The sequence below is a fragment of the Rhodoferax sp. GW822-FHT02A01 genome, assembly GCF_038784515.1.
Taxonomy (GTDB): domain Bacteria; phylum Pseudomonadota; class Gammaproteobacteria; order Burkholderiales; family Burkholderiaceae_C; genus Allorhodoferax.
The window spans coordinates 3,066,269-3,091,407 of the sequence record NZ_CP152376.1 but is presented as its reverse complement, the minus strand read 5'-3'; the positions used below and the strand labels follow the sequence as shown (position 1 = coordinate 3,091,407).

The window sequence follows — 25,139 nt, the reverse complement described above, 5'->3', positions numbered from 1 at the left end:
TCCGCCCTTTGTCTGCCAGCGCGTCCGGTAGTTCTGAAAGGGATTTGTTTCATGTGCAATTTGGATTCTGTGAACTTGGTACTCATTACCTTGCAAAGGCTGCCTGTTCAGGTGAGTGCACAGTTTTGACAGCTCGCCGAGCCTTGAGGTCCTGGTTGGTCCAAGTGCACTACCGTGCACGTGCAGTTACATTTGCCTTGGCTTTTGTAGCCACTGGTTTTCAAATATACGGCAAAGAGTTTGACTCCATTGCGTGGACTGCTCTTGCGCTTCTGTTTCTCGTATATCCCCATTTTCAATATTGGCGAGCCTGCGCTTCTCCAAACCCGGTTCGATCGGAACTGCGCAACTTGTCGGTCGACTCTGTGCTACTCGGTTTGTATGTTGCAGCCATCCAGTTTTCACTCTGGCTCAGTTTCGCTGCCATATTGGCAAACCTGATCAACAGTGTGGCCAATAAGGGATGGTGGGGAGTTCCACAATCGGTTCTGGGTTTGTTGGCGGGTATTCTTGTTTGGACCAGCATCTATGGTCTGCAGATTTCGCTGCACACTGAGTGGCCAGCCGTGGTGATTTGCATACTGGGCGTCGTCGGATATGTTCTGGTGTTGATCAATATTGGTTTCAGGCGCAATATTCAACTCAGGGACATAAAGAAGCGCCAGCGCGTGATTCTGGAGGGTGTTCAGAGTGGCGTGATATCCATGTCCGAAAATGGAATCATCGAATCATTCAATCAGTCGGCCGAGCACATGTTCGGCTACGGCGAGACAGAAGTGTTGGGAAGAAGCATCTTGATCTTGATGCAGGATCCCAGCCAATACGTAAATGAATCCGCACCCGACGGCGACCTTTATTCCTGCGTAAGAAAGGCCATCGGTTCTCCTTGTGAGGCAATGGGACGACGCAAGGATGGCTCCGGGTTTGACCTGGAGCTGCGGGTTTATGAAACCTTGCTCAATGACAGGCGATTGCTTATTTGTACTGCCTCTGACATCAGCTCCCACAAACAAGCGCAGGCCGAATTGCGCGTGGCTGCAACCGCCTTTGAATCGCTGGAGAGCATGATCGTCACCGATGCCGATCAGATCATTCTCAAGGTCAACAAAGCGTTTACCCATATCACGGGTTACGAACCGAGTGAAGTCGTTGGAAATACGCCGCAAATGCTCCGATCAGAGCGTCACAGTGATAGTTATTTCCGGGCCATGTGGGGTCGTGTCAATCGCGACAAATACTGGCAAGGTGAAATGTGGTGCAGACGCAAGAATGGAGAGGTATTTCCTCTGTGGCTCGCCATTACTGCCGTGCTGGACGAAAAGGGAGCAACTACCAACTATGTGGGCGTCTTCTCCGACATAACAGAACACAAGGTAGCGCAGGACCGCATTGAGCATCTGGCCTTTTCCGATTCGCTCACGGACCTGCCAAATCGCCGGCTGCTGATGGACCGACTGCATCAGGCATTGACTACCAGCGCACGCATTGGCCGTTGCGGTGCCGTGCTGTTGATTGACCTGGATGACTTCAAAACCCTCAACGATACCCTGGGCCATGACAAAGGTGACCTGCTGCTGCAGCAAGTGGCACAGCGCCTGACATCCTGCGTGCGCGAGAGCGATACAGTGGCTCGCCTTGGTGGCGACGAATTCGTCGTGATGCTGGAAGGACTGTCCGAATACACGGAAGGAGCCGCCAGCCAGGTTGATATCCTGGGTGAAAAAATACTGGTCGCACTCAATCAGCCTTACACGCTGGCCAACACGCAAATCCGCAGCACACCGAGCGTTGGAGTTGCCGTGTTCAACGGACAGCAAGTCTCCGCAGAAGAGTTGTTGAAAAGAGCCGATTTGGCCATGTACCAGTCCAAGGCCGCCGGGCGCAACACGCTGCGCTTTTTTGACCCAGTCATGCAAGCCGTAGTGACCTCACGCGCAGCCCTTGAGATCGAATTGCGTGAGGCAGTGAGCCAACAGCAATTTGTGCTGTACTACCAGGCACAGGTTGATAGCGAGGGGCGCATTGTGGGAGCTGAGGCGTTGGTACGCTGGCGCCACCCGGTGCGCGGCATGGTGTCACCCGCCGAATTCATCCCTTTGGCCGAAGAAACGGGATTGATCCTGCCGCTGGGAACGTGGGTTCTGGATACCGCATGCGCCCAACTGGCAGATTGGGCCAACAGGCCAGATATGGCGCACCTGAGCATTGCGGTCAATGTAAGCGCCCGTCAGATCCGGAACAAGAATTTTGTCTCCGAAGTCATGAACGCACTCGGCCACAGCGGAGCCAACCCGCACAAACTGAAGATGGAGCTGACGGAAAGCCTGATGGTCGATGGGGTGGAAGAGACTATCGAGAAAATGAACGCGCTCAGAGCGATAGGCGTGACCTTCTCCTTGGACGATTTCGGCACTGGCTACTCCTCTCTTGCATACCTCAAGCGCCTGCCTCTTTCGCAATTGAAGATCGACCAATCCTTTGTGCGTGACATCCTTACCGACCCCAATGACGCGGCTATCTGCCGCACGGTCATCGCCTTGGCACAAAGCCTCGGATTGACCTCCATCGCAGAAGGTGTCGAAACGGAAGAGCACCGTGACGCCCTGGCACGACTGGGATGCCAAGCCTACCAAGGCTACTGGTTCAGCAAACCACTGACGCAGGACGCGTTTGCGGCATATGTAACGCAATTTGACGGCAGCCCATTGGCCGCAGGCAACCGGGCCTGATCGCAGACGCTATCCAATTGCACCGAGAACGGCAGGCCCGATCATGCGGTGCATGGGAGTCACGGGAAGCATGTAGAGGCGACCGAGCCAGTTATGAACGTGCACCACGGTCGTCACCGTGATCGTGGCATGTACATGGCCCGCATCATGAGATTTGTGGACCGACAAGCTGACATCCAGGTGTCTGTCCTTGTCACCCAGCAGTACTTCGCTGGGGCTGTTCATGATGAGGGTAAATATGCCAACCCGATCTCCGGCAAGGTACTCAGAAGCAGGTTTGCCGGGGTCCAATCGTGACAGTCTGCCCAGGTCCTTGAGCCCAAACAGCGATACGACCCGATTGCGGGCCGACATCAGCAGATCGACCCAAGTTGGCGTTTCCCGCAAGGCTTTGAGAAAATAGTCCAAGGCCGTTGCCTCGGTGTCTTCTACCGATATGGAGGTAGCATCATAAAAATACGCTCCAGGCAGATACGTGCTGATGACGCTATTGAGCGGCACCTGTGACCGATAGGGCCTTGATTGCGTGGACTGGTTTTTGGGCATATCAAGTCATTGCAGGCGGCTTTGGCTGCCAGTAGCGGCGTGCCTCGACTGGCAATTGCGACAGCACACGGTCCAAGGCCTCCGCATCCACATGCTTGCGAAGCGCGGTAGCCACCGAGGCCACCGCATCAGGTGGGGAAAAATTGTGCCGAGAGCGGACACTGCGAACGTCTGCCAACCAATCGGCCGGCTCGCCAAATGGCAGGACGGGCCGCTCAGGCTCCCAGTCTTCAATGAACAGTGCGCGAACCACCGGCGGGAGAACAGCGGCGAAAGAAAGTGCCTGGCTCACGGTCAGGCGCCATCGGAACGCATGCAAGACACCCACCACCATGTTCCATGCCATATTTGTGGTGGGCAGACCTGCGCTATCGCGGGCATCCACCATGAAGCGCTCGAACTGCAGCGTGGGATTCTGGTATTCAAATGGCAGTGTCACGGACACAATTCTATGCACCCTCCTGCTTTCGGCAGGGCCGTGGACGTTTACTGCTTGATCGCTTCCACTTGTATGACTAGGTGAACCGTTCTGGGAAAGCCAAAGATGAGTCCATAGTTCATCCCCCAATCGACACGGTCGATGGTGGCTTCAAAGTCTCCGCCGCAAACCTCACGCAAGTAAACGGGACTTCGGTAACACCTGAACTGATTGGCTTTGAGCACCACAGGATTGGTCTTACCCAGCAGAGTCAGGGTTCCTGCGACCTCGCTCACGTTGTCTGCGCTGAAGCTGAACTTGTCGCCCATAAACTTGGCTGTCGGATAGGTGGCCGAATCAAATATCTCAAAACCCTGCAGGAATTTGTTGAAGGCTTCGGTTCCCGTGCTGACAGAAGTCATATCGATGGATATTTCCACCTTGCCCACTTTGGCAGTGCGGTCCAGCTGAACGGAACCTTCCTTCCGGTCAAAGCGACCACGGTTGGTCGATGCACCAAAGTGCCCTATTTCAAAAGTGACGAAGGTATGGCTGGGATCGATGGCATAGTTTTCGGTTTCCGCTTGGGCTGCACCTGTAGCAACGGCCATCATTCCAACCAATGCGAACCAATATGGGCGCACTGAATGGAGCGCACCTTTGCATTTGCAAACTGATGAATCAATCGCCATGAGGAGCCGCCAGGAAAACGGGCAGCGCTTCAGCCGCCTTCGAGTACGCCACCAGGTTGGGAAAGTCTGACGCGCGCACGATTTCAGGCAACATCTTCTGCGTGAAATACCATGCCACCGCAGTCGATATACCTGCCTGCCCCATGGCGGCATCGGGGGAAGCAAGTGGATGCTGCGTGATTGCCACTTCCAAGGCGCTGTAGGCTGCAAGCAGCTGCTCGGTCACCCGTGCGACCCACGGCTGATGCTGCTTCTCGCTGGGGCGCAGGTTCCGTTCATAGATGATTTGCACGCTTTTTTCGCATGCTGCGAGCGCCAGCCCCACAATGTGAAGCTCGTACTGCTTGTCACGGATATTGGATGACATCAGGCTATGTGGCTGTGCCAGCGCCTCAGCATATTCAATGATCAGCGTCGAGTCCATGAGGTACGTACCATCGTCGCAGACCAGTGTTGGTGCCTTGACTACGGGGTTGATGCGCTGAAATTCGGTGTAGGTACTGAAGACCGACAATGACTGGTGTTCAAACTTCAGACCCAGCATGCGAAGCGAAATGACCGCACGGCGGACATAGGGAGAATCCAGCATACCTATGAGTTTCATCGGGGGTTCCTTATCCAATTCCTTGTTGTGGGATGGTATGCCATCCTGGCCGCAGGGGCGGCATGGGTCCAATGAAATCGGGATATGCTATTCATTCCCGCTTCGCATCAATCCAACGAAAGTATGGGCACTTCCAAATCATCCCCGTCAGAAAGTCGCATGCCCAGTCGGCCTATATCCATGGGCCACTTGCGCACCTTGGAAGCGGTCGCTCGGCATTTGAATTTCCGCCTTGCGGCCGATGAACTGGCGCTGACACAGAGTGCAGTCAGTCGTCAGATCCAGGCACTGGAAGATGAAGTGGGTGTCCCCTTGTTCTTGCGCCATACCCGGTCGGTTGAGCTGACCGGCGCCGGGGCCGAACTATTGCGTGCAACATCACCGTCCGTGGACCGGATTGACAGTGCAGTGCGCACGATTCGCCATTCCGCAGGTCGCAAGACGGTGACATTGAATACCTGGGCTTCGTTTGCCTCCATCTGGCTGATCCCGCGACTGGAGGCGTTCCAATCGGAATATCCCGATATAGACATCCGCATCGATGCGACCGACATGCCCGTCGATCTGGAGACCAGTGACGCAGACCTGGCTTTGCGTTACACCCGCCCGGAGAAAGTCGGGCCGGACGCGATCCGGTTGTTTGGCGAGCAACTGACGCCGGTTGCAAGCCCTTGGCTACTTGAACGCAACGGCCCCTTGCGCCATGGAGCGGATCTGGCGCGCCATGCGCTCATCGAGGCTACCAACAGCCACCAGGCCAAGCATCTGCAATGGTTGACCTGGCGTCGTTGGCTGGATGCCAATGGCCACGCCAAGCTGGAGCCCAAGCGCTGGCTGTACCTCAATTACGCGCACCAGATCCTGCAGGCGACGCTCACTGGCCAAGGTGTAGCCTTGGCCAGAACCCCCATGGTTGCCGACAGTCTGGCCAATGGTGATTTGGTCGAGATCTTTCCTGGAAAACGCCTGGAAACACCGTATGCCACCTTCCTGATCAAAGGCCCCCGAAGTGGCTCTCGCCCAGAAATTCAGGCCTTCAATGCCTGGTTGTTGAAACAGGCTAAGGTGACACGCATGGCCATAGAGCCCTCTTGACCGGGGCAATCTAATTTGTGTCGAATTGTTACCCCATGCGGGAAGTGCGTTGACAAGGCTGGGGGCAGATGAAATATTGCAACCACAGTGAAAATCGCGAAACACATTGGGTGGTTCTGGGCTCTTGTGCCTCTGGCAATGGTAGGCCTGGGATTCGAGGTGTTCGCCTGGTGGCGCGACGATCAGCCGAAATTACAGGCGCTGCCGCTGTGGCTGGGACTGCTCAGTGTGTTCGGGTTCGTGATGGCAACCTGGTACAGGGCCTATCAACTGGCGCGCAAGGCGGAGGCTTCCAGAAAACTTCTGGTTTCGGTGCTGAATACGCTGGATGTGGGGCTCGAAATCTGGGACGCCGACGACCGGCTCTTGCACTACAACAAGCAAATCAATCGCTTGCGCATTGACTTCAGGACCTCCGGAGACATTGGCAAGACCTTTGAAGAGCTGACTCGCGCGAAGTTGCAGCAGCGGCAAATTGTGGTGGCTATTGGACGCGAAGAGGAATGGCTGGCAACCCGTATGCAGATGCGGGGCAGGAAGACGGATCCACAGCTGAAGGAATACACGGGTGATCAGTGGTTCAGAACCCACGATCAGCGAACCGCAGAAGGCTATCTGGTGACTTCCTGGGTCGACGTGACGGATCTGGTACGCAAGGAGCGGGAGCTGCAGGATCGCAATGCACTGCTGCAACAATTGAACAGCATGGATCCGCTTACCGGTCTGATCAACCGACGCCGTTTGGATGAAGTACTGGCCATTGAACTGTCCAGATCCGAACGCAGTGGCACTCCGATCAGCCTGCTGATGATCGACATCGATCACTTCAAGAAGTACAACGACCACTATGGTCACGTGGCTGGTGATGAATGTCTTCGTGCAGTTGCTGACGTACTGCGGCGCTGTGTGCGGCGGGCAGGTGAAACCGTGGCACGTTACGGAGGAGAGGAATTCGTGGTGCTCCTGCCAGGGTCCGACTTGAACCATGCCGTCGAAATTGCTCAGACCTGCATCACGTTGTTGCGCCAGCGGGCCATTGAGCACAAGGGCTCAGGCATGTCCACTTTGACTTTCAGCATCGGTGTTGCCAATACGTCTTCCATTTTCGGCCTATTGCCTGGCACCTTTGTGAACGCCGCCGATGCGGCTATGTACCGGGCAAAGATGGCGGGACGGGCGGGCTACAAGGTAGCAGATCAGGACGACTGGGAGATAGACCCAGACACCCCGCGTACCACGCCAGCTGAACTGGGACCGCAGTGAGGTCTAGCTACTGAAATGTTTCAGACCAGTCGCAGCGGCCCCAACACCGATTCAGTCATGCTCTCGTCAAGTTCTTCGATGGAAACCATGTAACGCTTCGCAAGCATGGTCATGGTTCCGTCCGCATTGGATTGGTCAATGGGTATGAATCCCCGTACATCGTTCATCAAGTCCTGAAGGCGCTGATCACTCGGAAGATAGACATAGCCCCTGACGCGCATGCCGTCGTGCATCAGTACGGAAACAGGTATGCGATCAAGGCCCGGGTGTTCAGTACTCAACGTTCTTCACCTTTTCACTTTTCTGCATTCGGCAGCGCGCCACTTCGTCGAGGTGCCATGCCTACATCGTAACGTGGCTAAGCATGTGGGCGGGCGCTATCGCCTGCAAAACCCTGTGGATAGCTTGCACCACCAGATCGGGGCGATCACGGTGGATGTGGTGTCCACTGCGGTCACACACCCGCAAATAGCCCTTGGCAGACATGCTTGCCATACGTCTTTGCCCCTCTGCCCACGCCCGCGCGATGCTGTCGGGCCAATGCAGGATCCGGCGATGGTGGGTCAGCACGCTCAATGGAATGTTGGGGAAGTCCCCGGTAATGCGGGCCTGCTGGTGCGTAATGGCCGCCGCCTCGAGCTCACGGCGCACTTCCGAGCGGCCCAGCATGAAGAGACCAATTGGCGGCTCGTACAGCAGGCGCAGCAGGCCACGCCCTTTGCAGCGTTGTACGAAGTCGGCATCTCTGGCATCGACCAGCACCACGCCCGCCACTTCCTGGGGGTAGGTGCGGGCAAAGAGCTTCATGATCGTGCCACCCAGGGAATGTCCAACCAGAACGTAGGGCGGTGGAATGTTTTCAGCTTGCAGCATGGCGCGCAGCTCTTCGACGATTTGTCCGCCATCGCGCGTCAACCCGGAGGGATCACTCTGCCCATAGCCGGCGCGGTCATAGGCAACGACACGGGTCACCGCACTCAGGGCATTGAAAACAGGTGCCCAGACCTCCTTGCCTTGGCCCAGGCCGGACTCGAAAACCACGGTGTAGGCACCCGTTCCCGCGGTGATGTAAGAACGCACGCCAAAAGGGGTGTGACTGAAGCGAATGGGCGGAAGGCTTTTGAGGGCCTCTTCGCATGCGCGGTCATCGCTGGCACGAAACACTTTATTTAAAAGTGCAGGCAGCCAGCGCTCTGCACCATTTTCCCAACGTCCCATTAATAGCTACCTGTTCTCATAAAGATCGCAGTGTGAGTCCACCATGAATGCTGGGCATTGTGTCAAAACTTCTGTCTGTTACCGGGCAAAAAGGGCATTAAATTGTTACAGAACGATTCAGGAGGCTACCAATTGGCCTCCCGCTCCGGGCTCGCACTGATTTTATGAATGGACAAGTCGGCACCGTCGTACTCTTCTTCCTGGCTCAAACGCAACCCCAGCAGGGCTTTGAGCAGACCGTAGACGGCAAAACCACTGACCAGTGCCCAGACGACACCCAGGCCGGTACCCAGCACCTGAGCCCCCATGCTGACCCCGCCCAGACCGCCCAGGGCCTTGCTGCCAAAGATGCCAGCGGCCACCCCGCCCCACGTCCCGCACAGCCCATGCAAGGGCCAGACACCCAGCACATCGTCGATCTTCCATTTGTTTTGCGTCAGAGTGAACATCGATACAAAGATTGCACCGGCAACGGCCCCTACCACCAAGGCGCCCAGCGGATGCATCAGGTCGGAGCCAGCGCACACGGCCACCAGGCCCGCCAGCGGGCCGTTGTGCACGAAGCCGGGGTCGTTCTTGCCGAGAAGCAGGGCCGTCAGGGTACCGCCCACCATGGCCATGAGCGAGTTCACGGCCACCAGGCCGGAAATTTTGTCCAGGGTCTGCGCGCTCATCACATTGAAGCCAAACCAGCCCACCGTCAGAATCCAGGCGCCTAGCGCCAGGAATGGAATGCTGCTCGGCGGATGTGCCGATATGGCGCCGTCCTTGCGATAGCGGTTGCTGCGCGCACCCAACAACATGACCGCACCCAGCGCAATCCAGCCTCCCAGCGCATGGACCACCACACTGCCGGCGAAATCGTGGAATTCGGCCCCGGTGTTTGCCAGCAGCCAGGCCTGCACACCAAAGTGCTGGTTCCAGGCTATGCCTTCAAAGAAGGGGTAGACAACGCCCACGATCATGGCCGTGGCCATGAGCTGGGGCCAGAACTTGGCGCGCTCCGCAATGCCTCCGGAAATGATGGCCGGAATGGCCGCAGCAAAGGTCAGCAGAAAGAAGAACTTCACCAACTCATAGCCATTCTTGGCCGCCAGGTCTTGCGCACCGACAAAGAAGCTGGTGCCATAAGCCACGGCATAACCCAGCACAAAGTACACAACCGTGGAAACGGAAAAGTCCACCAGGATCTTGACCAACGCATTGACTTGGTTCTTGCGGCGAACCGTACCCAACTCCAGAAAAGCGAAACCCGCATGCATGGCAAGCACCATGATTGCGCCCAACAAAATAAACAGGGCATTGGCGCCCTGTTGTAGTGCATTCATAAACAACCTCTTGGAAATAATGCATTCAGACGGTGCGGAAAATTGCACACGCCCACTGTCGCACCATTTGCAAGCAATAAATGCGCCACAACGGCGCAAAAATCTTTGAAGACGTCTTGTTTCAGTGCATTTTCGGGATTAAAGGTATGCCAAATGCCCTGGACAACCTATTCCACGCACCAAAAAGGCTACGCACTCCAACGGCTGTGGGGTTGCCAGGTCGCTGCCCAGGTCGGCAACTGGTCGGCGGCCATGGGGCGTGCAATGCCATAGCCCTGCGCCAGCTCACAACCCAACTGCAGCAACACGGTGCCGTGCGCCACGGACTCCACCCCTTCTGCAATGACCTTGCGTCTGAAAGCCGCGGCCAGGCCGATCACGCCTTGCAGGATGGCCCGGTCATCTGGGTCATCCAGCATTTCACGCACAAAGCTCTGGTCGATCTTGAGCATGGTCACGGGCAGACGCTTGAGGTAGGTCAGCGATGAATAGCCCGTTCCGAAGTCGTCCAGCGCAAATTCAACCCCCATGGCCCGGCAGGCTTCCATGACGCTGGAAACGTGCTCCAGGTCCTCCAGCGCACTGGTCTCGAGCACCTCCAGTTCGAGGTCTCCGGGCTTGACCCCGGGATGCGCTGTCATCAGATCGCGCAGACGCTCGACGAAATCCGTCTGCTGCAACTGACGGGCGCCGATGTTGACGCTTACCGAGATATCGAGCCCGCCCGCCTGCCAGGCGCCCATCTGACTCAGTGCCCGGTGAATCACCCACTCCCCGAAATCGACCGCCAGCGGATGGTCCTCGATGATCGGCAAGAAGCTGGCTGGGGGCAGCAAGCCCTTGGTCGGGTGCTGCCAGCGAATCAGTGCCTCGGCCCCGATGACGGCACCGGTGCGCATATTGACTTTGGGCTGGTAATGCAGGACGAATTCGTCATTGAGCAGGGCCAGTCGGATGTTTTCCAGACTCTCGTGGTGATCGCGAATGCTGTTGTCGTGCTCGGCGTCGAAGACGTGGTAGCGATTCTTGCCGCTCACCTTGGCCTGGTACATGGCGTGATCCGCCTGGCGCAGCAATTGGTCCGCTTCCGCTTCCTGAGCCTGCGGGTAGAACGTCACGCCCAGGCTGGCCGAAACCCGTAGTGTGAGCTCACCCACCTGTACGGACTGCGATGCCGCAACCAGCAAGCGGTTGAGCATGGGATGGCTGTCCTGCGCATCCGGAAGATCAACCAGCACTACCACGAACTCATCGCCGCCAATGCGGGCCAGTGTGTCCACCTCACGCAGTGCATGTTTCATGCGACTGGCCACGGCAATCAGCATCTGGTCGCCGGCTGCATGCCCGTGCTGGTCGTTGATGGCCTTGAAGCCGTCAAGATCCAGGTACACCACGGCCAGTTTGTGTCCGCGTCGATGCGCCAACGCCATGCCCTGAACCAGGCGGTCTGCCAGCAAGGCACGGTTGGGCAGATTGGTCAGCACGTCATAGTGCGCAATATGCTCCAGCTGCCGCTGATGCTCCCTGCGTTGCGTGATGTCCTCCTTGACCGCCACGAAGTGAAGCAGTGCACCTTGCTCATCCAGAATCGGGGAAATGGAAGCGTGCACCCAGAACAGGGAACCGTCCTTGCGGCGGTTGTGGAAGTCCCCGCTCCAGGTATGACCGGACCGGATGGTCCGCCAGATCTTGTCGTTCTCTTCGCGCGACTTTTCACCGCTACTCAGAATCCCCGGGGTCTTGCCTATAGCTTCTGCACTGCTGTAGCCGGTGACCTCCTCGAACTTGGGATTCACATATTCAATGACGCCCAAGGGGTCGGTTATCAGAATGGAAACCGGGCTTTGCGCAATGGCGCGTGACAGGGTATTGAGGCGCTCGCCCGCGCGCTTACGCTCAATGGCCAGAGCAGCCAGTCTGGCATAGCGCTCGATCAGCTCAATTTCGACGCCTGACGGTTTTGCCGCCTTGCGGTGGTACAGCGCAAAGGTGCCAAGCACCTGCCCTTCGGTTCCAATAATGGGCTCTGACCAACACGCCTGCAAGCCCGCTTGGCCAGCAATATCTCGGTACGACGCCCAGTAGGGATGCTGCTGGATGTTTTCAACGATGACCCGTTCGCCACGGAAAGCCGCTGTGCCGCATGAACCAACCCCTTCGCCTATGGCCACGCCGTCAATGGCGTCCACGAAAAACTGCGGCAGACCAGGCGCAGCGCCATGCCGCAGGTGCTTGCCTTCCTTGTCCAGCAGCAGGATCGAGCTGAACATATCCGGGTGCAGCTGCTCCACCTGCCGGGTCAGCGCGTCCAGCAGATTGCGCAGGGGGACATCACGGCTGATTTGATCCAGTATCTGGTTGTGCAAAGCCAGTTCACCCGTGCGCGCGGCCACCAGCTGATCGAGGTTTGACACGTGTGAGTAGACGGCACTCTGCAAGGTCTGAAATCCTTCGGCCAATACATCCACTTCGTCTGCATAGCGCTTGGAGCCCTTGTCATACACAACGGGTGCCGGAGCAGCGCCCGGCACGAGCTCCCGCGCGAACCGTGCCAGCGTGGACAGCGGGCGTTCCAGCTTCTGGCGCAACAGCACCGTGATGGCCAGGCAGATGGCCGTCACAAATACAAAATAGCCCAGCAGCAACTGGGCGATGTCACGCTTGATCTTGGCATGCCGGTACGCATCCTTGCCGGTCACCTGCAAAGTGCCCAGTGCGCCGCTGCCGCCGGGGGACGGAACTTCAATGCGACTCTTGACCTCACCGTCGGTGAGCGTGGTGTCGCCTGCCACGTAACGTTCTCCGGTCAGGGTCCACAGCTCCACATAGGCCACTTCCGGGCGCTGCGCAATCAGGGTGAGCTGCTTGCGCACCGCCTCCAGCTCAATGTCCCACAGACTGACGGAAAGTTGCGGAGCACTGGCTACGGATATGTCGCGTATGGTGGTCTGAAAGGCAACCTTCCCAGAGCGGTACTCAATCAGGGCATGCAGTGACCCGAGCACGACAAAGCACAGCGCCGCTAGCGCAACGACCCGTTGGATCAGTACGTTGGCAATGGGTCGGAAGGGGCGGCTTGGCATGGCGGGACCCTGCCCTCAGCGTATGAGCTGCTCAAAAGAAAAGTTGTAGTGCTTGACTTGCGGATTGAGTACCTTGCTGTACTTGCGAAAGTCGATCCTGCTGTAGCCGCTGGCATAGCGCGCACGAAATCGCTCTGCGCTCTCCGCATCGAACAAGGTGAACATCGGACGGTCCAGTTCCAGACCTTCGTCGGCAAAGTCACGGCCGTGGGCGTAGTCGTAAATCATGACCAACGCCCAGGCACCGGCGATGAAATGCCCGCCGGCCAGAGCCGTCAGGCGACCGGACTGCACCGCCTCCAGGGCTTCCTGCGACGTGTTGACGCCACTGAACCAGGCGTCCTGCCCCGGCTTTCCCCCGCGCTTTTCCCAGGTCTGCATGGCACCAAAGGCCATCTGGTCGCTACCGGCCCATACCAGGCGCGTACCCGGATAGCGGCCATACAGCACCGCACTTTGTTCAGCGGCTTTGTCACGGCTCCAGTCGGCAAAGACTTCCTGGTCCAGCACGACATCGCCGGCATCCAAGACCGCGTGGCGCATGCCCTCGTTGCGCTCTATGGAGGCGGGTGTGGAACGGTCGCCCGCGATCGCCAGCATGTGCAGCTTGCCATCGGGGGCCTGGGCTTTTTCAGCGCGGCCCTTGGCTATCAGGCTTCTGGCGGTGAGGTAACCAGCATCGGAGGCATGCGGCTGCAACGACCCTATCCAGAATGGGTAACGCTGGCGCGGAGCCCCAATCTCCTTGCGGGCCGCCACGCTGGGCGGACTGAAAGCAAAGAAGCAGCGTATGCCGCTACCCTCCAGCAGGCTCAGCTGCTTGGGCCCCAGGTCGTAGTCATTGGTCAGTATCAGGTAGTCGGGCCGCTCGGCCTTGGGGCGGCTGGCAATTTCCTTTGCTACGGCCAGGGCACGTGGATGGTCACGTTCCACGAAGCGCATTTCCAGCGTAATGCCCAGGCTGTCCGCCGCCGCTTTCATGGACTCGGCCACGGCAACCCAGTAGGCCTCATCCGACTTTCCGGGATTGATGAATGCCACTGTCAGCGCAAAGGAAGGCACTGCCATGAGCAGGCCAACAAGTAAAGCAAACCACCGAATCATTGTTGTATGTAGCGAAATCCCGAATAGGACGATTCTTGCACATACTGCTCCCCGTACATATCGGGGTAGCGCAACCCGACGCGTATGGGGATACTTTACAAATCCTTCACCAAACGCAATGCGTCGTAAATGGCCGCATGGGTGTTGCGCGCGGATACCGCATCACCAATGCGGAACAACTGATAGCCCTGCCCTGTGGCGGCGCTGTGCGGCTGTGGCACGCCGGCAATCAATGCAGCATGGTCCACGGCGCCCTGGTTGAGGGAATCTGCCTTGAGTTCAAAGTACAAATCATCCAGCGGACGCGTGCCGTGGTTGATGATGACCTGATCCACCACGCGCTGCTTTCGCACGCCACCATAGTCGCTGCCCACATGGGCGATCAGCCCTTCAGCACCGCGCTCCACCGACAGCAGCCGGTAGGTCACGGTAAAGACGACGTCCAGCTTCTGCAGGCTGCGCATGTAGGGCACCAGGTTCATGGCCATGACCTCGGGCGCAAAGCTGCGGTCGGGTGTCATGACTTCCAGATGCGCGCCACTGGCACCAATTACCTCGGCGGCCTGTAGCGCGGCGTGGTCACCGGCGTCGTCAAACAGCAGCACGTTCTTGCCTGGCTTGACCGCTCCGCTGATGATGTCCCAGGTAGAGTCCACCAGTTCATTGCCTGCCGACATGGCCCCCAGCCCAGGCTGAGCCTGGCCCCCCGAGGGGGTGCAGTCATCCTTGGAGCGGCCCGGCGGACGACTGAGCACTTCGGTGTGCGGCAGGCCTCCCGTGGCGATGATGACCACGTCAGGCCTTTCTGCCAGCACCCGCGCGGCATCGGCCAGGGTGTTGTATTGGAACTGCACGCCGGCCTCTTCGCAACGCGCCACGCGCCAGTCGATGATGCCAATCATCTCGCGGCGGCGCTGGCTCTGTGCGGTCAGGCGGATCTGGCCGCCCGGCTTGTCTGCCGCTTCCAGCACCACCACCTGGTGACCGCGCTCGGAGGCCACACGCGCGGCCTCCAGCCCGGCAGGCCCCGCGCCCACCACCACAACCTTGCGCGGTTTCTCCGCCCTGGCCAGTGTGTGCGGCATGGTCAGCTCGCGACCGGTGGCCGGGTTGTGCAGGCAATAGGCATCGCCACCCTGGTAGATGCGGTCCAGGCAGTAGTTGGCGCCCACGCAGGGGCGTATGGTGTCTTCGCGGCCCAGCATGATCTTGCGCACGATGTGCGGGTCGGCCATGTGCGCGCGGGTCATGCCCACCATGTCGAGCTTGCCGCTCTCAATGGCAAAGCGGGCGGTGGTCACATCCTGGATCTTGGCGCCGTGGAAGATGGGAATGCCACCCAGCTGCGCGCGCAAGCCACCGGCAAATTCCAGGTGCGGCGCGCTGCGCATGCCCTGCACCGGAATGACGTCGGTCAGACCGGCGTCGGTATCGATATGGCCCCGGATGATGTTGAGGAAGTCCACCATGCCCGACTTGGCCAGATAGCGCGCAATGCCCAGGCCCTCCTCTGCCGTCAAACCACCCGGCTGCGCCTCGTCGGCCACGCCACGCACCCCAATGATGAAGTCCGGCCCCACGCGCGCACGGATGGCCTTGAGCACCTCCAGCGTGAAGCGCACCCGGTTTTCCAGCGAGCCGCCGTAGGGCGACTCCAGCGTATTGGTCACAGGCGACCAGAATTGGTCCATCAAATGCCCATAGGCCTCCAACTCCAAACCGTCCACACCGGCAGCATGCATGCGCTCAGCGGCATCGGCATAGTCCTTGATGATGCGTGCAATGTCCCAGTCTTCCATCTTCTTGGGGAAGGCCCGGTGCGATGCCTCGCGCTCATGCGAAGGCGACACCACCGGCAACCAGTCGGCCTTGGACCAGCTGGTGCGCCGTCCCAGGTGGGTGATCTGGATCATCACCGCCGCGCCGTGCTCATGGCAGGCGTCGGTGAGGTCTTTCATCCACGGAACCACTTCATCCTTGTAGGCCAGGATGTTGTTGAACACGGGCGGGCTGTCACGCGACACGGCTGCCGAGCCAGCCGTCATGGTCAGTGCAATGCCGGCCTTGGCGCGCTCGACATGGTAGGCGCGGTACTTGGCCTTGGGCATGCCGTCTTCAGGATAAGCCGGCTCGTGGGATGTGAGCATCAACCGGTTCTTGAGCCGCAGATGTTTGAGTTGGAAGGGTTGCAACAGGGGATCGTTCTCGGGAGCCATGGAGAGTCTTTCGGATGGAATTGCGTTCAGTACCACTGATCGGTGGTGGCGGCCTTCTTGCGGGCCACAAAGTCTTTCAGGGCCTCATCGACGGCCACGTCCATGACGGGCGCCTCGTAGTCGGCCAGTGCGGTCTTCCAGCGTATGTTGGCACGCGTGGCGCTATCGGTCTTGCCGGCCTCGACCCAGGATTCAAACGGCGTGTTGTCGGAGATGGTGGAGTCGAAAAAGGCGGTGGTGTAGTTGGCCATGGTGTGGGCACTTCCCAGGTAATGGCCGCCGGGCGTGACTTCCTTGAAGGCGTCCATGGCCAGTGTGTTGTCGTCCACCACCACGCCGCCCAGGTAGCTGTGCAGCGCGCCGCAGAAGTCGGCGTCCATCATGAACTTCTCGTAGCTCATGGACAGCAGTCCGTCGAGGAAACCCGCCGAATGCAGGATGAAGTTGGCGCCGCAATGGATGGCCGAGAGCATGGACATGACGCTCTCCTGCATGGCCTGACCGTCGGGCAGCTTGGAGGTGGTGAAGGAGCCCGCGCAGCGCAACGGCAGATTCAGGCGGCGCGCCAGCTGGCCAATCACCATGGAGCCGATGGCGGGCTCGGGCGTGCCAAAAGTGGGCGAGCCCGAACGCAGCGACATGCTGGACAAAAAGTTGCCATAGATCACCGGCGCACCGGGCCGCTCCAGTTGCGTGATGGCGCAGCCCACCATGGTCTCCGCATGGGCCTGGGCGATGGCGCCGGCATTGGTGACCGGGCCCATGGCGCCACCCAGAATGAAGGGCACGATCACCGCAGCCTGGTTGGCGCGCGCGTAGGCCCGTGCCGACTTGGTCATGGTGCCGTCCCACAGCAGCGGCGAGTTGACGTTGACGTTGCCCAGGATCACGCAGTTCTGGTCAACAAACTCACGGCCAAACAGGATGCGCGACATTTCGATGGAATCCTCGGCACGCTCTTCCGAGGTGATGGAGCCCATGTAGGCCTTGTCGGAGTAGCGCATGTGCGAATACACCATGTCCAGGTGGCGCTTGTTGACCGGCACGTCGGTAGGCTCGCACACGGTGCCGCCGCTGTGATGCAGCCAAGGGCAGGCATAAGCCAGCTTGATGAAGTTCTGGAAGTCCTCCAGCGTGCCGTAGCGGCGGCCCCGGTCCAGGTCCATCACGAAGGGCGACCCGTAAGCCGGAGAGAACACCACGTTCTTGCCGCCGATTTGCACACTGCGCTGCGGGTTGCGCGCGTGCTGGGTGAACTCCCTGGGTGCCGTCTTGAGTATCTCGCGCACATGGCCCGGCTCGAAGGTGACACGCATACCGTTGACCTTGGCGCCGGCCTTGCGGAACAGGTCCAGGCATTCGTCATCATCGCGGATGTCCAACCCCACCTCGGCCAGGATGCGCTCCGCAGTCACTTCGATCTTCTGCAGGTTTTCCTCGCCCATCACGTCGTAGGTCGGGATGTTGCGCTGGATGTAGGCCGGGCCATTGATCTTGGCCTTGGGGTCGCGGCGCTCGCGTCCGCCGGCACGACGGTGCTTCTTGTGGTCGGTACCCGCAGCCACTGGTGGGAGTTCGGCGTCTGAGGTGGAGGCTACTGCTTCGGTCATCGTTTCTGCCTTGTTGTTGGTGGACTGGCGCAGAGAGCTGCACCAGCGACTGACCCTGAGCCAGCCGTGAGCCCAGCTTATGCCAAACGTCCGTGTCTGTGAATGGCAAACGCACTCATGTCTGTCATAAACTCAGCTTATGACCGACACCAAAACCAACCAAAGTCTGAACAACCTGTTGGTGTTTGAATCCGCCGCGCGCCGGGGCAGCTTTACCCGCGCTGCGGAAGACTTGGGGATAAGCCAGCCTGCAGTCAGTCACGCCATGCGCCTGCTGGAAGCAGACCTGGGTGTGGCGCTGTTCGAGCGCCAGCACAAGGGCGTGCAAACCACCGAGGCTGGCAAGTACCTGTTGGAGCAGGTGGGCATGGGCCTATCCCTGATCGACCAGGCACTGCGCGAAGTGCGCGGCATGCAGGCGCACCAAGTGACGCTGGCCGTCTCCACCGCGACCGCCACTTGGTGGCTGCTGCCCCGCATTGCGCGCTTCAAGCAGATGCATCCGGATATCGAGCTGCGCGTCATCACCACCGACACCGACCTGGACCTGGCGCGCGAGCGCATAGACCTGGCTGTCACCCTGGGTGCAGACGACTTCGCCCACTACCAGCGCTGGCATTTTGTCGATGAGGAAATCTTCCCGGTCTGCAGCCCAAAATTCCTGAAAGAGAATCCGTTGCCGGATCTCAAGGCCTTGGCCCATAGCCCCCTCTTGCTACTGGAAGAGCGCTACCGCCCGCGCATGGCCTGGAAGGATTGGCTGGCCCGCTTTGGCATCAGCCTGCCGCGCCAGCCCCGGCTGTTTCGCTTCAACGACTATTCCATCGTGCTGCAGGCGGCCATTGAGGGACAGGGTGTGGCGCAGGGCTGGCGACATATCGTGCAACCGCTGATCGCGCAGGGCCTGCTGGTGCGCCCCATTGACGCCAGCGTGACGACGGATCAGCCTCTCTACATCACGGCCCCTCAGGGCAAGGCCTTGCGCACCGATGTGGCATACCTCAAGGATTGGCTGGTGGCAGAAGCCAGCACCAGCTAGAGCAGGCGCCGTTCAGCGCAATGCCTGCTCTATGGCCGCCACCAGCTTGGGACTTTGTGGCTCCACGTCGCTGGGGTAATGGCCAAGCACTTTGCCGCTGCGGTCTATCAGGTACTTGTGGAAGTTCCACTGCGGTGTGGCACCGGTTGCCTGGGTCAATGCCCCATAGAAAGCATTCTTGCCCGGCCCGGAGACTACCGTCTTGGCAAACATGGGGAACTTCACGCCGTATGTGTTGAAGCAGAAGTCGGCAATTTCCTTGGAGTTGCCCGGCTCCTGTTTGCCAAAATCATTGGACGGGAAGCCCAGCACCACCAGGCCATCTTTTCCATACCTGGCGTACAAGGCCTCCAATCCCTCGTACTGTCGGGTGTAGCCACAGTAGCTCGCCGTATTGACCACCAGCAGCACTTTGCCGGCGTACTGGCACAGGTTCTGGGGACTGTCGTCCTGCAGACGCGGGAACTGGTACTGCAGCAGCGCAGGGCATGCTGTGGGAGTTGCTGGTTTGGTTTGTGCCATGGCTGCCATCGACGTGCATATCAAACCCAGGAGCGCAAGCGCGCGCCACTGGAACCACGAGCGAAACCATCTGCCGCCTGCGTATCGCTCCATTGGAAGTCCCTGACTTGGCTTACGGCGCGGCTGTCACCTGGCCGCGGATTTCACCGCCGGGGTTGGCCGCCGTATGCAGATTGGCATACCACTTGCCGGCCAACAGATCTTGTGCCTGGGCCGGAGTCAGTGTGGCCGTACCCTTGATCGGACTCTCCACCGACCCGGTGAAGCCCAGGGCAACGCCCGCATTCTTTCCCACATCAGCCGGACCATGGAAATGCCCCGCCTTTGCCGGTCCCGTCAAACCCGAATAGGTAAGCGTCCAGCTAAGTTGATTGGTCTGTGTGTCAAACGTTCCGTCCACCATGCCTACGCCTGCACTCGTTGTAGCAGGAACTTCGCTGGCACCGGACAGTGAAGCCTTAATACGCATGGTATCTGCCATACACGCGCCGCTGAATGCCAGCAGCGCTCCAACCAGAGATGTGGAAAGTAGTTTTGACCGGTAGTTCATGAATGCTCCTTGGAAGTTGCCATGCCCGCGTGGGGATGCAACGACTGTATGACTAAGGAGTAACCTCTTGAACCAAGTGGTAATTCAGGCCGCTTCCCTGCGCTCGTACCACCCCTTGGAATGGTTGACAATGGCGACCACCAGCAGCATGACCGGCACCTCGATCAACACGCCCACCACGGTTGCCAATGCGGCTCCCGAATGGAATCCAAAGAGACTGATGGCTGCAGCCACCGCCAGCTCGAAGAAGTTGGAGGCGCCAATCAGCGCCGAGGGGCAGGCGATGTTGTGCTTCTCGCCAACGGCACGGTTGAGCCAGTAGGCCAGTGCCGAGTTGAAGAACACCTGAATCAGGATGGGCACCGCCAGCAGACCGATCACCAGCGGTTGCTGCAGGATGGCTTCGCCCTGGAAAGCGAACAACAGCACCAGGGTTGCCAGCAACGCAGTGATGGACCAGGGGCCGATGCGGGCCATGGCCGCATCGAAAGCCGCAACACCCCTGGACAACAAGGACCTGCGCAGCCACTGCGCCAGGACGACCGGAATCACGATGTAGAGCACCACCGAGGTCAGCAAGGTATCCCACGGCACGGTAATGGCAGAGAGCCCGAGCAGAAAGGCCACCAGCGGCGCAAATGCCACCACCATGATGCTGTCGTTGAGCGCCACCTGCGACAGGGTGAACAGTGGGTCTCCGCCGGTCAGTCGGCTCCACACAAATACCATCGCCGTGCAGGGCGCGGCGGCCAGCAGGATCAGGCCGGCGATGTAGCTGTCGAGCTGGTCCGGCGGCAGCAATGGTGCAAACCAGTGGCGGATGAACAGCCAGCCCAGAAACGCCATGGAGAATGGCTTGACCAGCCAGTTCACAAACAGCGTGACGCCAATGCCCTTGATGTGCTTGCGCACCTCGCCCAAAGCGGCGAAGTCCACCTTCACCAACATGGGGATGATCATGACCCAGATCAGCAACCCCACCGGCAGATTGACCTTGGCAATCTCCATGCGGCCAATGGCCTGGAACACATCCGGCAGGAATTGCCCGCATGCAATGCCGATCACGATGCACAGGAAGACCCAGACTGTCAGGTAGCGCTCGAACACGCTCATGGTTTGTGTACGCATTGAGGGCTCAGGCCTTGGAAAGTTCGCGTGCGCTGGTCTGCAGCACACTTTGATCCAGCTTGCCAGCAGGCAAGCTGACCAGCAGCTCCAGACGACGTTTCATGGCGTGCAGGGTCTTGCGAAATGCTTCCAGCTTTTCCGCATCCGTGCCGTCGCCCTCGGAAGGGTCTGGATAGCCCCAGTGGGCAGTCGCAGGGTGTCCAGGCCAGATCGGGCAGACCTCGCCGGCGGCGTTGTCGCAGACAGTGATGATGAGGTTCATCTGCGGCGCGCCGGGGATTGCAAACTCGTCCCAACTCTTGCTGCGCAAGCCCTCGGTGGAAATGCCTGCCTTTTGCAAAACCTGCAGACCCAAGGGATTGGGCTGCTGGTTTTCGCGCGGGCTGCTGCCAGCGGAATAGGCCTTGAAGCGGTCCTTGCCCATGCTGTTGAGCAGGGCTTCGGCCAGGATGCTGCGCGCCGAGTTGTGGGTGCACAGGAACAGTACATTCAGTGGTGGGGTTGTCGTTGTCACGGGTGGTCTTTCGGGTTTCAGCAATCGCATTGCGTGGAGGTTTCTGCCAGGCAGGCCTGGCCCTGGCAGCAGTTCTGGGTCAGGTAGGCCAGCAAGGCATTCATCTGGTCAAAGCGGGCGCGGTAGATCAGGTTGCGCCCGGAGCGCTCCTGGGTGATCAGGTCGGCGTGCAGGAGCTCCTTGAGGTGAAACGACAGCGTATTGGCCGCCACGTCCACCTTTTCTGCCAGGGCACCAGGGGTCAGTCCGGGCGCACCGGCGACAACCAGCATCCTGAACACCTCCAGCCGGGACGACTGGGCAAGCGCCGCGAGGGCTTTGACTACTTCGTTGGATTCCATAGTTCGATGATAATGGAATAATGTGACAAGCCCGTGTCACAGTGCCACAAGCCTGCCGCCTTTTGAAAAGTAGGCGGGCTTAGCGAATCAGTTCCGGTCCTGTGCCTGGGCCAGCAGTCGGTGGTTCGCTTCCCGCAGTGCCTCTTCAATCTGCTTGCGCTCGGTAATGTCCTGAATGGCGCCCAACAGTCGTATCACCCTGCCGGCCTCCATCACGGCCATACCTTGTGAGCGCACCCAGATGGCGCGACCCCTGGCCGTCTGTAGCGGCAACTCCAGATCCCACGCGGTCCCATGCTCCATGCCCGCCTGAAAAGCCGTCTGAATTGCTGTTCTGGCCTGCGGCGCATAGAACTGGATCGAGGCCTCTTGTGTGGGTGCAAGCGGTGGGTCCACCTCGTGAATTCTGCAAGTCTCCGGAGACCAGTACAGTGCGCGGCTCTGCACCTCGAACTCCCAGCCGCCGACCTTGGCCAATTCACCGATGCGCTCCATCAGCGCACGCGTGGTGGCCAGCGCAGTGCGCACGCGCACGATTTCGGAGATATCGACAAATGAAATCACCGCACCTTCGATGACGTTGTCCAAGGTGCGATACGGCTGGATACGCAAGGTGTACCACTGTCCCTCGGGGGTTTGCACTTCGCGCTCCAGGGGCGCCAGATCTGCAAGGACTTTCTTGATATCGGCCACCAGGCTGCTGTAGCCCACCAGATTGGAAACAATGTGCGCCACCGGGCGCCCCACATCGGAAGGGATCAGATGGATGATGCTGCTGATTGCCGGGGTGAAGCGCAGGATGCACAACTTGAAGTCCACGAACACCGTGCCGATGCCGGTGCCCGCCAGCAGGTTGTTCATGTCATTGTTGACATGCGAGAGGTCGGTGACCTTGTTTTGCAGCTCGGCATTGACCGTAGCCAGCTCTTCGTTGACGGACTGCAGCTCTTCCTTAGATGTCTCCAGCTCTTCATTGGTGCTTTGCAGTTCTTCGTTGACGGACTGCATTTCTTCGTTGCTGGACTTGAGCTCTTCGTTGGAGCTCTCCAGTTCTTCGTGGGTGTTCTGCAGGTACTCATCCTTGGCCCGCAACTCCTGCATCAACGCCTCGATGCGTGCGCGGCTGTCAGATGCAGTCACGTCGGCGCTGCCGTTTGCCGCTGCGAGCGGCGCAGCGTGGGGCGCATCCTGCAGGATGACCAGAAACACCGGTTCCTCCGGTACACCCGCGCCGCTGGCGCCCACCTGATGGACCAGCACATGGACCTGCGTGTAGTGCCCGTTGGTCTTGACCATGAGGTTGAGGGCTTCACCTGATTTCTGCGTGGCTGCAGCAGTACGCAGGGCCGTACTCAGACCGGGACGCAACCCGTCGCGCGCCATCCTGAGAATGTTCTGCACCCCAACCTCCCCCGCACTGGGCTCCAGGTACATCCCGGTGCGTCCATGCAGATAGGCGATGTCACCCTTGGCATTGACCAAGGCCGCGGCCGGGGCCACGCGCTTGATCAGTTCCTGCTCCATCAGCTCACGCAAGGGCGGCTTGAAGGAATACGCTGCCTTGGTAGGCCGCCCCTGGCGCGCTGGGGACTCATCTGTTGGCAGCGGTGCAAGCAGGAAACCCAGGTTGGGCTGTCCAGCCGACTTTTCGCCGCTGCGCAGATACAGCTTGGACTTGCGATCCAGCACAGCAAACAGGGCGTCGTATTCGCCAATGCCCTCAGAGCTGCCCAGGAACAGCGTTCCGCCGGGCCGCAGCGCGTAGTGAAACAACGGGATCAGCCGCTTCTGCAAATTGGCGTCCAGGTAAATCATCAGATTGCGGCAGCTGATGAGGTCCAGCCTGGAGAAAGGCGGGTCCTTGATCAGGTCCTGTTCGGAAAACACCAGCAGATCGCGGATGCTTTTGTGGATGCGATAGCCCGCGCCATCGGGCTCCTGCACAAAGTAACGGGCCAGCCGCTCCGGGCTGATGTCAGCGGCAATACCAGCCGGATAGAGCCCGGCCCGTGCCACCGCGATAGCCCGGGCATCGATATCGGTGGCAAACACCTGCACCGTGTAGCTTTGCTTGCGCAATTGCATCTGCTCGACCAGCAGAATCGCCAGCGAATACGCCTCCTCGCCGGTGGAGCAGCCGGCCGACCACACACGCACCGTGGCGCCAGAAGGCTTGCCTTCAAACAGCGAGGGAATGACTTCATCAGCCAGCACCTGGAATGCCTGCGGGTCACGAAAGAAATTGGTCACACCGATCAGCAGGTCACGGAACAGCTCCTGTGCCTCGGTCGGAGTTTGCAACAGGAAGGTGACGTACGTCTCCAGCGAGTCCAGCTGATGCAAGGTGATGCGTCGCTCGATGCGGCGGCAGATGGTGCTGGGCTTGTATTGCGAGAAGTCGTGCCCGGTCTGGGTGCGCAGAAATACAAATATTTCCTTGAGCGCGCTTTCGCTCATGGGCATGGCTGAATGGACGGTACGCGACAGCTTGCCCATGCCATGGGCAACATAGGCCATGAGCTGTGCCGCCATATCCGCTGGCGGCAGCTGGTAATCCACCAGACCGGTGGCGATGGCGCTACGCGGCATGCCATCGAACTCGCTGGACGCCGTGCTTTGCGCCATCACCATGCCGCCTACGCCCTTGATGGCACGCACGCCCAGCGTGCCATTACTACCCGTACCCGACAGCACAATGCCAATGGCGCGCTCCTGCTGGTCCTCCGCAAGCGACTGGAAGAAATAGTCAATCGCCAGACGCTGGCCACGCGGCGCCAGTGGCTCGACCAGATGCAGCGCGCCAAGCTGCAGTGCCATGTCAAAACTCGGCGGAATGATGTAGGCACAGTTGGGTTGAACCACCATGCCTTCTGTCACCACAAAGACCTGCATGCGGGTGTAGCCTCGAATCAGGTCGCTGAGAATGCTCTTGTGGTCGGGCGCCAAGTGCTGTACCAGCACAAAGGCCATGCCGGTGTCGCGGTCCGCAGGCATGCCGGCGAAGAAGGCCTCAAACGCAGCCAGACCACCGGCAGAGGCGCCGATTCCGACAATAGGGAAAGACACTGCACCGGAATCCACAGCAGCCACTGCACGATCATCCGTGCTGCGTGTGGCGTTTTTCTTGTTTGTCATACCT

Annotated in this window: 21 protein-coding genes; 4 read left to right on the top strand and 17 right to left on the bottom strand. The window is 59.4% G+C overall.

The window, feature by feature from the left end; genetic code table 11:
- Positions 1–8: 8 nt before the first annotated feature.
- Positions 9–2,729: an EAL domain-containing protein gene (locus AAGF34_RS14450; protein ID WP_342616425.1), complete on the top strand. Its 2,721-nt coding sequence runs from the start codon at positions 9–11 to the stop codon at positions 2,727–2,729.
- 9 nt (positions 2,730–2,738) lie between these two features.
- On the opposite strand, the gene AAGF34_RS14445 is transcribed toward AAGF34_RS14450, so the two are convergent.
- The 4 genes from AAGF34_RS14445 to AAGF34_RS14430 form a co-directional block, all read right to left on the bottom strand.
- Positions 2,739–3,275, bottom strand: coding sequence for a DUF2867 domain-containing protein (locus AAGF34_RS14445; protein ID WP_342616424.1), 537 nt, complete (start codon positions 3,273–3,275; stop codon positions 2,739–2,741).
- Position 3,276: 1 nt separating this feature from the next.
- Positions 3,277–3,714, bottom strand: a complete 438-nt coding sequence (locus tag AAGF34_RS14440; protein WP_342616423.1) for a DUF2267 domain-containing protein — start codon at positions 3,712–3,714, stop codon at positions 3,277–3,279.
- Positions 3,715–3,761: 47 nt separating this feature from the next.
- The gene (locus AAGF34_RS14435) at positions 3,762–4,307 is read right to left on the bottom strand and encodes a YceI family protein (protein ID WP_342621100.1); all 546 of its coding nucleotides are present in this window, start codon (positions 4,305–4,307) and stop codon (positions 3,762–3,764) included.
- A 67-nt stretch (positions 4,308–4,374) separates the two neighbouring features.
- Positions 4,375–4,989 (bottom strand): glutathione S-transferase, encoded by a 615-nt coding sequence (locus AAGF34_RS14430; protein WP_342616422.1) that lies wholly within the window; start codon positions 4,987–4,989, stop codon positions 4,375–4,377.
- 159 nt (positions 4,990–5,148) lie between these two features.
- On the opposite strand from AAGF34_RS14430, the gene AAGF34_RS14425 reads away from it, so the two are divergent.
- Together AAGF34_RS14425 and AAGF34_RS14420 are read left to right on the top strand one after the other, a co-directional pair.
- The gene (locus AAGF34_RS14425; protein ID WP_342616421.1) at positions 5,149–6,084 is read left to right on the top strand and encodes a LysR substrate-binding domain-containing protein; all 936 of its coding nucleotides are present in this window, start codon (positions 5,149–5,151) and stop codon (positions 6,082–6,084) included.
- Positions 6,085–6,171: 87 nt separating this feature from the next.
- Complete coding sequence (locus AAGF34_RS14420; RefSeq protein WP_342616420.1) at positions 6,172–7,347, top strand: diguanylate cyclase; 1,176 nt, start codon at positions 6,172–6,174, stop codon at positions 7,345–7,347.
- Between the two features lie 20 nt (positions 7,348–7,367).
- On the opposite strand, the gene AAGF34_RS14415 is transcribed toward AAGF34_RS14420, so the two are convergent.
- From AAGF34_RS14415 to AAGF34_RS14385, 7 genes are all read right to left on the bottom strand, one after another.
- A complete protein-coding gene (locus AAGF34_RS14415) occupies positions 7,368–7,628 on the bottom strand; it encodes a hypothetical protein (RefSeq protein ID WP_342616419.1) in 261 nt (86 codons plus the stop codon).
- Positions 7,629–7,689: 61 nt separating this feature from the next.
- Positions 7,690–8,427: an alpha/beta fold hydrolase gene (locus tag AAGF34_RS14410; protein WP_342616418.1), complete on the bottom strand. Its 738-nt coding sequence runs from the start codon at positions 8,425–8,427 to the stop codon at positions 7,690–7,692.
- Between the two features lie 263 nt (positions 8,428–8,690).
- Positions 8,691–9,893, bottom strand: a complete 1,203-nt coding sequence (locus AAGF34_RS14405; protein WP_342616417.1) for an ammonium transporter — start codon at positions 9,891–9,893, stop codon at positions 8,691–8,693.
- A 188-nt stretch (positions 9,894–10,081) separates the two neighbouring features.
- Positions 10,082–12,976, bottom strand: coding sequence for an EAL domain-containing protein (locus AAGF34_RS14400; protein WP_342616416.1), 2,895 nt, complete (start codon positions 12,974–12,976; stop codon positions 10,082–10,084).
- 15 nt (positions 12,977–12,991) lie between these two features.
- Complete coding sequence (locus tag AAGF34_RS14395; protein WP_342616415.1) at positions 12,992–14,044, bottom strand: ABC transporter substrate-binding protein; 1,053 nt, start codon at positions 14,042–14,044, stop codon at positions 12,992–12,994.
- Between the two features lie 131 nt (positions 14,045–14,175).
- Positions 14,176–16,296: an NADH:flavin oxidoreductase gene (locus AAGF34_RS14390; protein ID WP_342616414.1), complete on the bottom strand. Its 2,121-nt coding sequence runs from the start codon at positions 16,294–16,296 to the stop codon at positions 14,176–14,178.
- Positions 16,297–16,322: 26 nt separating this feature from the next.
- On the bottom strand, positions 16,323–17,906 hold the full coding sequence (locus AAGF34_RS14385; RefSeq protein WP_342616413.1) for a trimethylamine methyltransferase family protein: 1,584 nt from the start codon (positions 17,904–17,906) through the stop codon (positions 16,323–16,325).
- Positions 17,907–18,045: 139 nt separating this feature from the next.
- Between AAGF34_RS14385 and AAGF34_RS14380 the strand changes: the two genes are divergently transcribed.
- Positions 18,046–18,945, top strand: a complete 900-nt coding sequence (locus AAGF34_RS14380; RefSeq protein WP_342616412.1) for a LysR substrate-binding domain-containing protein — start codon at positions 18,046–18,048, stop codon at positions 18,943–18,945.
- 12 nt (positions 18,946–18,957) lie between these two features.
- Here the strand turns inward: AAGF34_RS14380 and AAGF34_RS14375 are convergent, their stop codons facing one another.
- The 6 genes from AAGF34_RS14375 to AAGF34_RS14350 all read right to left on the bottom strand — a co-directional run bounded on the left by AAGF34_RS14375 (position 18,958) and on the right by AAGF34_RS14350 (position 25,135).
- The gene (locus AAGF34_RS14375) at positions 18,958–19,476 is read right to left on the bottom strand and encodes a glutathione peroxidase (protein WP_342616411.1); all 519 of its coding nucleotides are present in this window, start codon (positions 19,474–19,476) and stop codon (positions 18,958–18,960) included.
- 103 nt (positions 19,477–19,579) lie between these two features.
- A complete protein-coding gene (locus AAGF34_RS14370) occupies positions 19,580–19,948 on the bottom strand; it encodes a CHRD domain-containing protein (protein ID WP_342616410.1) in 369 nt (122 codons plus the stop codon).
- A gap of 153 nt (positions 19,949–20,101) precedes the next feature.
- A complete protein-coding gene (arsB, locus tag AAGF34_RS14365) occupies positions 20,102–21,145 on the bottom strand; it encodes an ACR3 family arsenite efflux transporter (RefSeq protein ID WP_342616409.1) in 1,044 nt (347 codons plus the stop codon).
- A gap of 7 nt (positions 21,146–21,152) precedes the next feature.
- Complete coding sequence (locus AAGF34_RS14360) at positions 21,153–21,659, bottom strand: arsenate reductase ArsC (RefSeq protein ID WP_342616408.1); 507 nt, start codon at positions 21,657–21,659, stop codon at positions 21,153–21,155.
- Between the two features lie 17 nt (positions 21,660–21,676).
- Positions 21,677–22,000 (bottom strand): helix-turn-helix domain-containing protein, encoded by a 324-nt coding sequence (locus AAGF34_RS14355; RefSeq protein ID WP_342616407.1) that lies wholly within the window; start codon positions 21,998–22,000, stop codon positions 21,677–21,679.
- Between the two features lie 87 nt (positions 22,001–22,087).
- Complete coding sequence (locus AAGF34_RS14350; RefSeq protein WP_342616406.1) at positions 22,088–25,135, bottom strand: CheR family methyltransferase; 3,048 nt, start codon at positions 25,133–25,135, stop codon at positions 22,088–22,090.
- Positions 25,136–25,139: the final 4 nt, after the last annotated feature.

Bases quoted from the DNA above. Each gene is read 5' to 3' on its own strand.
- AAGF34_RS14445 (WP_342616424.1), bottom strand. From the start codon at position 3,275: ATGCCCAAAAACCAGTCCACGCAATCAAGGCCCTATCGGTCACAGGTG.
- AAGF34_RS14435 (WP_342621100.1), bottom strand. From the start codon at position 4,307: ATGATGGCCGTTGCTACAGGTGCAGCCCAAGCGGAAACCGAAAACTAT.
- AAGF34_RS14430 (WP_342616422.1), bottom strand. From the start codon at position 4,989: ATGAAACTCATAGGTATGCTGGATTCTCCCTATGTCCGCCGTGCGGTC.
- AAGF34_RS14425 (WP_342616421.1), top strand. From the start codon at position 5,149: ATGCCCAGTCGGCCTATATCCATGGGCCACTTGCGCACCTTGGAAGCG.
- AAGF34_RS14405 (WP_342616417.1), bottom strand. From the start codon at position 9,893: ATGAATGCACTACAACAGGGCGCCAATGCCCTGTTTATTTTGTTGGGC.
- AAGF34_RS14400 (WP_342616416.1), bottom strand. From the start codon at position 12,976: ATGCCAAGCCGCCCCTTCCGACCCATTGCCAACGTACTGATCCAACGG.
- AAGF34_RS14395 (WP_342616415.1), bottom strand. From the start codon at position 14,044: ATGGCAGTGCCTTCCTTTGCGCTGACAGTGGCATTCATCAATCCCGGA.
- AAGF34_RS14390 (WP_342616414.1), bottom strand. From the start codon at position 16,296: ATGGCTCCCGAGAACGATCCCCTGTTGCAACCCTTCCAACTCAAACAT.
- AAGF34_RS14385 (WP_342616413.1), bottom strand. From the start codon at position 17,906: ATGACCGAAGCAGTAGCCTCCACCTCAGACGCCGAACTCCCACCAGTG.
- AAGF34_RS14380 (WP_342616412.1), top strand. From the start codon at position 18,046: ATGACCGACACCAAAACCAACCAAAGTCTGAACAACCTGTTGGTGTTT.
- AAGF34_RS14375 (WP_342616411.1), bottom strand. From the start codon at position 19,476: ATGGCAGCCATGGCACAAACCAAACCAGCAACTCCCACAGCATGCCCT.
- AAGF34_RS14370 (WP_342616410.1), bottom strand. From the start codon at position 19,948: ATGGCAGATACCATGCGTATTAAGGCTTCACTGTCCGGTGCCAGCGAA.
- arsB (WP_342616409.1), bottom strand. From the start codon at position 21,145: ATGCGTACACAAACCATGAGCGTGTTCGAGCGCTACCTGACAGTCTGG.
- AAGF34_RS14355 (WP_342616407.1), bottom strand. From the start codon at position 22,000: ATGGAATCCAACGAAGTAGTCAAAGCCCTCGCGGCGCTTGCCCAGTCG.
- AAGF34_RS14350 (WP_342616406.1), bottom strand. From the start codon at position 25,135: ATGACAAACAAGAAAAACGCCACACGCAGCACGGATGATCGTGCAGTG.